This window comes from Streptomyces sp. RB17 (assembly GCF_009604455.1).
Classification (GTDB): Bacteria; Actinomycetota; Actinomycetes; order Streptomycetales; family Streptomycetaceae; genus Streptomyces.
The window spans coordinates 1-9,500 of record NZ_WEGL01000033.1 but is presented as its reverse complement, the minus strand read 5'-3'; the positions used below and the strand labels follow the sequence as shown (position 1 = coordinate 9,500).

Here is a 9,500-nt window from a genome sequence, read left to right as displayed (position 1 = left end):
ACCTGGAGAGTGCTTCTTTCCTTGCAGTGACAGGACCCTCGACAAGTCCCATCGTTGCAGGTCAGCAGCACTCTCCATTTATTTGATCAAGACTCGGACAGGCCCACTCGTGAAAGCGCGAGGTTAGTAAGTACCCTGTTGTCATGTCGCATTCGGGCCCGTCTGCTGTGGCGATCATGTTGTCCGAGGCTGAGCGTGCCGAGTTGGTGCGCAGGACGAACATGCCGCACCGGCGCTCGGCCGAGAAGGCCCGCATCATCCTGGCGTGTGCTGACGGCATGTCGAACGCGGCTGTCGCGCGGCTCGTTGGGGTCCAGGCCAAGACGGTCGGCAAGTGGCGTCGGGCGTTCGCCGCAGAGCGGATGGCCGGGCTTGAGGACGCCGGCTGGATTGGCCGGCCGAAGGCCGACCTGGTCCTCGACGATGCTGAGCGCAGACAGCTGCAGCAGTGGGCGCGGCAGGCCAAGACCGCCCAGTTCCTGGCGTTACGGGCCAAGATCGTGCTGCGCTGCGCGGAGGGCGGGACGAATCAGCAGGCTGCGGCCGACCTCGGCATCGACCGGTCGACCGTGGACCGCTGGCGGGCCCGGTTCATCGCCAAACGCCTTGATGGTCTGCAGGACGAGCCGCGCTCGGGCCGGCCGCCTTCAATCCTCCTCGACCAGGTCGAGGAGGTCGTCGTGGCCACCCTGGAGTCGCTCCCGGGCCAGGACACGCACTGGTCGAGGGCCTCGATGGCCCAGCGCACCGGCCTGTCGAAGTCGACCATCGGGCGGATCTGGAAGCGGTTCGACCTCAAGCCCCACCTGCAGGATGCCTTCAAGCTGTCCACCGATCCGCAGTTCGTCGCCAAGGTCGTCGACGTCGTCGGCCTGTACCACCACCCGCCCGAGAAGGCGGTCGTGCTCTGCGTGGACGAGAAGTCCCAGATCCAGGCGCTGGACCGCTCGCAGCCGGTACTGCCGATGATGCCGGGCATGCCCGAACGCCGCACCCACGACTATCTGCGGCACGGCATCACCAGTCTGTTCGCCGCCTTCAACATCGCCGACGGCACCGTCATATCGGCACTGCACCGCCGCCACCGGGCGATCGAGTTCAAGAAGTTCCTGACCCGGATCGACAAAGCGGTGCCCGCCGGGCTCGACGTGCACCTCGTCTGTGACAACTACGCCACCCACAACACCGCCGAGAGCAGGACGTGGCTCGGCAAACACCCCCGCTTCCATGTCCACTTCACCCCCACCGGCTCCTCCTGGATGAACCAGGTCGAGCGGTGGTTCGGCCTGCTCACCGACAAGCTCATCCGCCGCGGCGTCCACACCTCCGTGAAGGCCCTGGAGGACGACATCGTCAGAAAACAGAGCAGAACTAACCCTCAGGATTTCTGGCACATCACACTAGCTGCTGGACAGCCCCGATGCGGGACAGCTGGTCGGGGCCTCCATCCAGGCCGCCGTCGGCATCGCTGCACTGATCTGGGCGCTGGTCCAACTGGGATCCGCGATCGTTCTGCGGTCAGTCGTGTGCTGGGTGGCGGCCGCCTGCATGGGCGTCGGATACTTCTCGCAGTTCCCGCACGATGCGATCGAGCTGGGCGTCCGGACGTGGTGCATCGGCGCCCCGAGAGCCCGTCCCATCAATGCTGAACGATTGCCCCTCACGCCAGCGTCTCCAGATCTCGTCCATCAGAGCCGGCGAAAACCCATAGTCACGCACCTGTTCCTCCACGACCACATGATCATCCGTGGGTGGTACGTTGATCACTTGAGGGTACCAAGACTGACTGCGGCACGTGGATTGATCCTGGATCTAAACCCCCTCAGTGGCATGGGTGGCCAGGTTCTGAATTATCACACCACGGGTCGTCGCAGTAGGCAGCGGAAATCCTTGAATCGGGAACGTCAAGACGCCTACCACTGAGATCACCAGGAGTCCAGTCGATACACGACGGCCTCATTCCAGTGCCAGTTCGACAGAACTCCTCCACCGCAGCTCGAACTGCATGCATGGGCAATGTGCTACGTACGTGGTGATATCGCGGTAGGTCTGGATCCGAAATGACATGTGGATCCATGTCGGGCGGTGTGGGATTATCGGAAATCCAGACATGCTCAGCGATGGCGGCGTCGATAAAAACGGCAGAACCTGGAGGAAGCAACCACTTCAGGGCGCCGTATCCGGTCTGATGATTGACGGCGGCGTGTAGATAGCTATCAAAATTCTGCAATGCGTCGATTCGGTTCGCTCGACCTTTGGACAGCGTGAACTCGACAGTCACCCCCTCGCCCGCCGAGTTCATGGCCGAATCACCGCCCCCTCGAAGATTTCCAAAAACCTCGTCGATGATTCGCTGAGCAACTGACCATTCCGCGGAATGGTATATTTGACCATTGATGAATATATTCAGAATCAAGTCCGACTCCTTGAGGTCGTGCGCCTGCATGCAAGGCGCGCATGGCCGGAGGGCGTTAATGAGGCTCCAGCCGCTCATGACACAATATCACCTCGACTGCAAGTCTGCGGGTCGAGGCCAGTGCCGTAGTGTCTATGTCGCCTTCCGTGGGCTAGCCCTTGCCGGCTGACCGATGAATCCGGGCCCCCTTTCCTGGGAAAGGGGGCCCGGAATGCCGAAATATTCGCCGCCATTGTGGCGCCATTAAATGGCAGATCCGGCGAGGGATAAGCCGAATTGATAAGCCCTCTATAGATGTGTCGGGGGGTCGACAGTTCGCCCATTCAAGTGAACGTTCACCCCCTGCCTAGTATCGAAACTCCTTCGATGCTTCCTGAGGTCCCTCGATACCAGACGGTCAGACTTGATCCCGCCGGAAGGATCGCTGGCACAGCCGCGGAGCACGAATATGGACCAGCACAAACTCCCTCTTTTTTGTTGATCACAATGGTAGCCCTCTGGATGCCTCTATTTCGCATAGCCCAGGCGATCTTTGCTTCGACGTGAGATGCGGCCGGAAATTCCCCGGTGGGTGGATGCTGCAATCCGGACGACTCGAGGAACGATGCAATATCTGCCCAGGAGCCTTCCTCTCCACTGGATACCGTCGGACCGACCTTCGCCCCTGTATCATCAATTACCTGGCCGGTAGTGATCTTCTTTCCGGAAAGGCCATCTGCAACAGACTCAATCGCCTCAATTGGGTCGCCACAGGTGTTATGGACGAGGACTGGTGTCGTTCCAGCCAGCACATAGTACGTGTGAAGCTCGTTGACCGTCAGGTTGTACATGGCGGCCTTGCCGGGCCGCACGCGAACGGCACTGAGGAGGGCATGGCGGTTGCGAACGGTATTCAGCACATGCCCGGGCTTGAGCTGACCTGCCGGTATCCAAGAGTGCTTCGTGTCGTCCCAGAAGGGGTGCTCGGACGTCGTGTGCAAGACGGCTGCCTTGCCGCTCCGGACGCGTACGGTCAGGTCGATCAGATCGTGGTCGTGATTGACGAGGGTGGCCGTAACGGTGCGGGCCCCGACGTGCTTCCCGGTGCTGGCATTACCTGCCTCTACCTTGTCACCTGGTCTGATCTTTTTGATCGGTTTGGTTTTGCCGTGCGCGAGTAGGACAAGCGTCGAGGCGGCAAAGCTGCAGCCAGCCCGTATGGAGAATACTCCGAGCGATCCACCGAGCATTCCTGAGACGATGGCCGTTTTGAACAGGGAATTTCGTACGCCGCAGAGCCCATCATCTTTCGCGCACCCGAGCTCAGGAATTTTGGCAGATGCCTCATCCGTTTCGGCTGAACTGCCGCAGTTCCCTGCCGCGGCATATACACAAACCCCATTTACATAAGGAGCGTTTCCCTTGTGTTCGACCGGCTCAGGCTTTGGCCCCTTCTTGAAGGTGATCCTGATGGTTACGTAGGACCCACTGCTCGTGACGGTGGTGGAGAGGGTGCCGTGTATGCCCCCGGAATTCACCTTGGTCGCGTAGGTGTCGGTGTAGTTGTACTTCCAGCCGCCGTTGCCGTTGGGCGAGAGGTGGTCGACGTAGTAGCCGCCGTGGCCGTCGCTGCAGCCGTATTCGCATGCGGTGATGGGGCGCAGGCCGGTGGGGTCGCTCTTCGTAACGGGGGTGTTGTCGGCGTAGGTGTATCCGTTGAGGGATTCGTGGTCGTCGGTGGAGAAGTCGGGGTCGCCCGACAGGAACCGTCCGATGGTGGGGTCGTACTCGCGTGCACCGATGTGCGTCAGGCCGGTTTGGGCGTCGGCCGGCTTGCCGAGGAATCCCTTGTCGTCAGGCCATGAGGCGAGTGTGCTGCCTCGGGCCTCCCCGAATGGTTTTGTGTAGCGGCGCGTGATGGCCTGTGTTGCCGCGTCGACGACCATGGTGGCGGTGCCGTGGCGGTCGTTCACGAGCCAGTAGAGGCCGGTGTTGGTGCGCAGCGCGGTGCCGTCACCGGCGCCGTAGTAGCGCTGCGCGGTGAACTTCTTGGCTGCCGGGTCGTAGTGAAGTTCCTGGCCGTCGAGGTAGAGCACGGTCTCGGCGGGGCCCCGGCGAAGGAGGAGCTGGCCGTTGGCGTCGTAGAGGTAGCTGGTGGTCTTGCCGCTGTCGGTGAGGGTGTCGAGTTGTCCCTCGATGTTCCAGGTCAGGGTCTGGTCGCCGGAGGCGCCTGGGCGGTGGGTGGTGTTGCCTTGCTCGTCGTATTTGTAGTTGGTGGCGGTGCTTCCGCTGGTGGTCGAGGTCAGGGTGTGCGGCTGGCCGGCGCCCTGGTCATCGACGGGCGGGTAGGCGTAGGTGGTCTTGGTGTCACCGGTGGCGGTGTGGACGGTCTGGGTGTCCCGCATCCCGCCGGCGGTGTATGTCCAGCTGGTCCAGTACGGTGCGGGCCCGCCCAGGGTGGATACCGACGGGCTGGCGGAGCAGTCGCCGGACTGCGGTGTCCAGGCCTCGCTCAGACGCTGGTGACCGTCATAGGTGAAGCATTGGTTGTCGACCTGGCCGGCCTTCTGCTTGATCGACAGGACGTTGCCGCTGTCGTCGTAGCTGTAGTCGACGTTGCTGGTGTAGCCAGTGTTGGTCTGGTCGAGGGTGTGGTTGTTCAGCAGTCGGCGGGTGCCCTCCTCGTAGGTGTTGGAGATCTGCAGCTGCTTGGCGGTCGAGGAGGTGGCGAGTGTGGTCTGCTGGGGTTCGCCGTACTGCGTGTAGCCGATGCCGCGGATGTAGTTGGTGCTTCCGGAAACGGTGTCGACCAGCCCGAGGGCGTTGTAGGTATAGGCGACCGTCTCCGTGGGCAGCCCGCCTGCGGCCGGCAGGATGGTGTTGTTGACCGTGCCGTCGAGGTTGTAGGCCGTGGTCGTGGTGAAGGTCTGCGGTGCGCCGGCTTGCACCAGCGGGTCGGTGGCGGCGAGGACGGTCTTCGTGGTGGTGGGCTGGTAGAGGTTGTTATAGGCGGTGATCTGGGTGGCGTAGATGCTGCCGGTGGTGCCGCCGACGTAACGGATGGCTGCGGACAACTCACCCTTGGCGACCGAGTCGTAGGTGTACTTGGTCAGCTGGTGGGCGTCGTCCTTGATGCCGTCCCACGTGCCGATCTTGCGGCCCAGCTCGTCGTAGTCACTGATGAGCGTTCGAGGTGTGCCGTCCTTGGTGACCGTGGCGGTCAGGGGCTGGTCGGCGTCGTCGTACGTGAGGGTGGTGGTGCCCTTGTCCGGGTCAACGGTTTGGGTCTCGCGCCCGCGGATGTCGTACGTGTGCCGCCAGACGGCGTTGTCGGGGCCGGTGACCGTATCGAGCTTGCCGGTGGGCGTGTAGGTGTACTTGGTACGGGTGTAGTCGCTGCCGGTCGGGTTTGGGCCGGCGTACTCGCGGCGTTCGATGACGCGGCCGCGGGAGTCCTTGATGGCGAGTGTGCCGGAGCCGCCCTTGGCTGCGGTGACCGCGACCTGATCGCCCTGGTCGTTGGTCTTGGTGCGCCAGCGTTCCTGGCCGTTGACGCGGAAAATCGTGTCAGTGGGGCGTCCGGCGCCGTCGTAGACGGTTTCGGTGGAGGCCGGTACCGAGCCGGGCAGGGTGTTGGCCAGCGCGCTGGTGGGGCTGATGTTGTCGTAGACCTGGTCGTTCTTCAGGTAGGCCATACCGCGGTCGTCGTAGAGTGTCTCGGAGATGACCCGTCCGCCGCCGACTGCCGGGCTTTGCGTCTGCCGCTTCCTCAGCAGAGCGTCATAGATCTCGTAGGAGGTGTTGTACGTCTTGCCGTCGGCCTTGAGGGCGTCGGTGCGGACCCATGGGGCTTTGTCCTTGGCCATGCCGTAGGCATAGACGATGCTCGCCGCGTCGTTCAGCGCACGGGAGCGGTTCGGCTTCCAGATCGAGGTGACGCGGCCGAGCCCGTCCAACTGCCATTCAGTAACCTTGCCGTTGCGGTCGGTCTGCTTGGTCACCTGACCCCAGGCCGGGTCCACGTCCGTGGTGACGGTGTACAGCTTGGGATCGGTGACAGTGGACTGGGTGAGGGGACCGTAGCCGGTGTCGTCCGGCACGTAGGTCGTCTTGGTCGTCCGGTTGTCCGCATCGGTCGTGGTCTCCGACCGGCCCCAGTCGTCGTAGGTGGAGGTGGAGACCTTCTGGTAGGTGGGCTGGTTCTGGGCGTCGTAGCCGGAGATGCGGTATGACGATGTCACCTCGCCCTTGGTGGGCGCCACGCCGACTGCCTGGTTGTCGTACCCGGTGGTGTTGTCGGAGATGGTGTCGTCGGGCAGCCTCGGCGTCTTGTCGCAGCCGACTGCGTAGCTCTCTACGCGGGAGGGGAACTGCACCAGCCAGTCCGCCGTGTTGCGAGCGTAGGTGGTCTTGGTGCAGATCTCGTCGCCGGTCTTCGAGATGTCGCCCTGGTCGTCCACCTTCAGCGGCATGCCGTAGGTGGTGCCGTAGGTCGTGGTGCTCTGGGTGATGCGGGTGCCGGTGGAGGTCTTGGTCCGGTTGGTGATCGTGGCCGGCTGCATGAAGTACGACTCGGTGGTGCCCCAGTCGTATTTGTGGCTGCCGGTCCGCAGCGACCAGGGCGTGTTGATGGTGCCGCTGACCTCGCTGTCGCCGTCGTAGGCGATGGTCTCGCGGACGAAACCGGCATACTGGCGGTCGTCGTCGATGCTGGTGCCAGTGGAGTCGGTGACCTTGGCGACGCGGGGGCTGCCGTCCTTCTCCTTCTCGCCGTTCAGACCCCGCATGTAAAGGTCGACGATCTTGCTGGTGGGGCCGTTGTCGTCACCGCTGGTCGTGGTGACCTTGCCGTAGCCGCGCCATTCGTTCCAGGTGCGGTATTTGTCTTTGGTCAGGCCGTCGTCGTCGGAGTAGCCCCAGCCGGCGCCGCCGTCGTAGCTGTAGCGGGTCTCCTGGGTGTCGCTGCCGTAGAGGTCCTCCTGAAAGACGGAGGTGACGACGTACTTGTGGAACCAGTCAAGTTCGGGTGTGGCCCCGGACTGTGACCAGTACACCGGGAAGCAGCGCAGAGAGTTGTTGTCCTCCGAGGAGGGCATGGTGGTGCCACGGATGCACTGCGGGTCGGAGTAGTTGACCGTCAGGACCCCACCGGTCTCATTGGTGATCTGGCGTACGCGCCATTTGATGTAACGCAGTGTGTCGCCGCCGCCTTCGACGTGGTTGGGCATCTGGATGCCGTCGAAGGTGATGGCGGGCAGGCTGACGTCGGTGGTGTCGGCTTTGCCGGTGTTTTGGATTGACTTCAGCCACAGGCTGGGCGAGGAGGCGTCTCCTGAGTCGGGGAAGCTGTGCTCGAGGTGCCAGTTGTCGACGTTGCGGCGGGTGGTGCCGCTGCCGGTCCACACCGAGGTGGCGACGTCGGTAAGCATGTAGCGGGTGAAGAAGGACGGCCCGATCCGGCCGGTGCAGGCAGTGCCGTCGGCGCAGATCAGGTCGAAGGGTACGTCCGGCCAGTTCTGCTTGGTGTCCTTGGTCAGGCTGGAGCAGTCACTAGCAGTGCAGCGCTGGGCGTAGTCGAAGGTGACCTGCTGGGCGGCGGGCTTGGTGTAGAGGCTGTCGCTGCGCAGTCCGTAGTCGATCCGCTTGAGGTAACCGCCGCGGACGTAGTTGGCAGCAGGGTCATCGACCCCGTTCTTGGCGTAGTTGTTGCGTTCCCGGCCGTACCAGTAGGTCATGGCGTTGCCGTGGGTGTCGACCACATAGTCGAGGTTCCACCTCCAGACCTGGTTGCAGCTGGAGGAGGCGAAGGTGGTGTCGTGGCAGGGTTCGCCTGCGTCGTCACCGAAGACGGGGACGGCCCAAGTGGAGTTGGTGACCGGGTCGTCGGCATCGCTGCCGTGGTCGCTCCAGCCGGGCAGACGGTGCTTGCCGAAGTAGTACTGAGTGCCGTCGGTGGTGGTGACCTTCCAGTACTCGCCGTTGTCGTCGCCGTTGCTGGTGTTGCCGGTCAGGTGCTCGACCTTGGTGGCGTCGTCGTTCTTCAGCTTCCAAGTGCCGCCAGCGGCCTGAGACTTCTCGGCGCTGTCGCAGGCGGTGGCGTCGGCGCAGTCGTTGACGAGTTCGGCCGCTTTGCCGTTGAGGACGAGGGTGGCGTTGGCGTACTTCCAGCACAGGTCGCCCTTGCCGTCGTTGCCGTCGTCCTTGCACGACCCGTACTTGCGCTCGATGTAGGACTCAGTGATGCCGAAGCCCTCGCCGACTACGGAGGTCTGGTTGTTCTCCGAGGAGGTGCGGCCGTCGACGGAGCCCGAGTTGTAGGAGATGGCGAGGTTGGGCGCCGGGCCGGCGGTGGCTGGCGGTACCCGCAGCGGGTAACTCCAGTTGAAGTCGCCGGTGCTGCCGCCCGCCTCCCACGTGGCCGAGGGGCCGAGCGGGCTCGCGCCGAAGTCACCGCTGGGGCCGGAGGAGTCCGCGGTGGCGGCCAGCAGCATCGGCGTCTTTGTGCTGGTCACGAGGGGGCCGTCTACTCGAGGCCAGGCTGCACTCGCTCGATGACAGCGTACGGCGAGGCGCCATCGACGACGACCACCGCCTCTCGACGCGCTGACCGGGCCTAGCGGAGTTGTCCCGTGAGAGCGAGGTCGCGGCCGCGGTCTCCCCAGAAGCATGCGACCACTCCCGTCAGTGTGAGCGAGCACGTGTCGCACGGCTAAGCAACGAACCGGACGGCTTCGTACAGCTGGTGTCCGAAACCCTCAAAAGGAATTGGGTGCGGTTCGTTTCGAGTGAAGGTCGCGGTCAAGCGGTGAGGGCGGGCAAGCTGGCTTCCAGCTCTTCCACCCGAGCCCGAGCCGCTGCCTCGCGGGCTTCCAACTCCTCGAACAGCGAGCCCATCTGCCCCCTCCTTCACCACCACGGTAGAGACGAGCGGCCGCGAACACAGCCCGGACGGAGGTCGATGTCGACGGCAGGGACTAATACTGCAACGGTGCTTGCCGTGACTGATGGCCAGGTCAGTCGTTGGTGTCGTTATGGGTGGGGACCTTGCCGATGTCAGACTCTGGGCGCGTGAACTGGACTTGGTGCACGAGCGATTTGTGCACCG

Annotated in this window: 2 protein-coding genes and 1 pseudogene; 1 reads left to right on the top strand and 2 read right to left on the bottom strand. The window is 63.5% G+C overall.

The window, feature by feature from the left end; genetic code table 11:
• Nucleotides 1-167: 167 nt before the first annotated feature.
• Nucleotides 168-1,394: pseudogene (locus SRB17_RS44865) on the top strand (IS630 family transposase); the annotation flags it as partial.
• A gap of 428 nt (nt 1,395-1,822) precedes the next feature.
• Here the strand turns inward: SRB17_RS44865 and SRB17_RS44860 are convergent.
• Both SRB17_RS44860 and SRB17_RS44855 read right to left on the bottom strand, forming a co-directional pair.
• Nucleotides 1,823-2,494, bottom strand: coding sequence for an Imm1 family immunity protein (locus tag SRB17_RS44860; RefSeq protein WP_153547953.1), 672 nt, complete (start codon nt 2,492-2,494; stop codon nt 1,823-1,825).
• Nucleotides 2,495-2,751: 257 nt separating this feature from the next.
• Nucleotides 2,752-8,886 carry a DddA-like double-stranded DNA deaminase toxin gene (locus SRB17_RS44855; protein WP_228396709.1) on the bottom strand — a complete coding sequence of 2,045 codons (6,135 nt, stop codon included), beginning with the start codon at nt 8,884-8,886 and terminating at the stop codon, nt 2,752-2,754.
• Nucleotides 8,887-9,500: the final 614 nt, after the last annotated feature.

Excerpts from the sequence above, each read along its gene's own strand:
- SRB17_RS44860 (WP_153547953.1), bottom strand. The coding sequence starts at position 2,494 with ATGAGCGGCTGGAGCCTCATTAACGCCCTCCGGCCATGCGCGCCTTGC.
- SRB17_RS44855 (WP_228396709.1), bottom strand. The coding sequence starts at position 8,886 with ATGCTGCTGGCCGCCACCGCGGACTCCTCCGGCCCCAGCGGTGACTTC.